Origin of the sequence: Propioniciclava flava, from assembly GCF_004126535.1 — a bacterium.
GTDB classification, from domain to species: domain Bacteria; phylum Actinomycetota; class Actinomycetes; order Propionibacteriales; family Propionibacteriaceae; genus Propioniciclava; species Propioniciclava flava.
Genome location: NZ_PPCV01000022.1, coordinates 1 through 1464, shown reverse-complemented (window position 1 = coordinate 1464; position 1464 = coordinate 1). Strand labels below are relative to the sequence as shown.

1 protein-coding gene is annotated in these 1464 nt (G+C 69.6%); it reads left to right on the top strand.

Annotated features, from left to right (window positions below; translation table 11 throughout):
• Positions 1-120 precede the first annotated feature (120 nt).
• Positions 121-1458, top strand: a complete 1338-nt coding sequence (locus C1706_RS13860) for an ISL3 family transposase (RefSeq protein ID WP_206661159.1) — start codon at positions 121-123, stop codon at positions 1456-1458.
• Positions 1459-1464 lie beyond the last annotated feature (6 nt).

Below are 1464 nucleotides of genomic sequence, written 5' to 3'. Positions count from 1 at the left end.
GGCTCTTCGTACTTGCGGTGGGTGGGGTGCGACACGCCGGGTGAGGCGGGTGGGTTGAGGTAGGGGTCGAGGCCCTCAGGATCAGGAGTTACCACACTCCCCGTTCCGAGGACCTCGACTGTGACCGAGCCTACGGCTTGCGCTGCGCGCTGCCACCACCACGATGCCTATTGCGACCGTTGTGACCTGTTGGTGGGCCTTCCCGGCCTCCATGTGGTCGGCGTGGAGCGTGATCCCGGCGGGGCGCAGGTGAGGGTCGAGTCGGCGCCAGCCATGATGGGCTGTCCCTCGTGCGGGGTCATCGCGGCCTCGCACGGCCGGCGGACGGTTCGCCTGGTCGACATCCCGTGCTTCGGGGCGCCGACGGTGGTGTGGTGGCGCAAACGCACGTGGGAGTGCGTCGAACCATCGTGTCCGGTGGGAGTGTTCACCGAGCAGGACGAGCGGGTGGCCAAGCCGCGGGCGATGCTCACCACCAGGGCCTGCCGGTGGGTGGTGGAACAGGTGCGTCGCGAGCACGCCTCGATCGCCGGGCTCGCCCGCCAGTTGGCGACCACCTGGCGGACCGTGTGGACCAGCATCGCGCCGATCCTCGCTCGCGCCGCCGCTGACGAAGCCCGGTTCGCCGGCGTGACCACCTTGGGCGTGGATGAGCACCTGTGGCACCACGTCGACACCCGCAAGCGTGGGCCGAAGGAGTTGACCGGCATGGTCGACCTGACCCGTGACAAGGACGGACGCGTCCACGCCCGGCTGCTCGACCTGGTCCCGGGCCGGTCCGGGACCGTGTACAAGACGTGGCTCGACCAGCGCGGCAAGACTTTCAAGGCCAACGTTGAGGTCGCCACCCTGGACCCGTTCCGCGGCTACAAGAACGCGATCGACGACAAGCTCGCCGACGCCACCGCCGTCCTTGATGCCTTCCACGTCGTGGCGTTGGCCGGACACGCCGTCGATGAGGTCCGCCGCCGCATGCAGCAAGAGACCCTCGGGCACCGTGGCCGCTCCGGCGACCCGCTCTACGGCATCCGCAACGTGCTCCGCTGCGCGGCCGAGCGGCTCACCGACAAACAACAAGCCCGCCTCGCCGCCGCGATCGCCGCCGATGAACGCCACGACGCCGTCCACGTCGCCTGGCAGTGCGCCCAGAAGGTGCGAGCCGCCTACGCCCACCCCGACACCAGCAAGGGCCGCGAGCTCGCCGAGCAGGTCGTCGACGGCTTCCCGTCCTGCCCCATCCCCGAAATCGCGCGGCTGGGCCGGACTCTGAAGCAGTGGAAGGACGCGTTCCTGGCCTACTTCGACACCGGCCGCGCCTCCAACGGCGGCACCGAAAGCATCAACGGGCTTATCGAGCTCCACCGCCGCATCGCCCGCGGCTTCCGGAACCGAGAGAACTACCGGCTACGCATGCTCCTCATCGGCGGCGGACTCACCGTGCCCCCACCGCAGGTATGAAGAGCC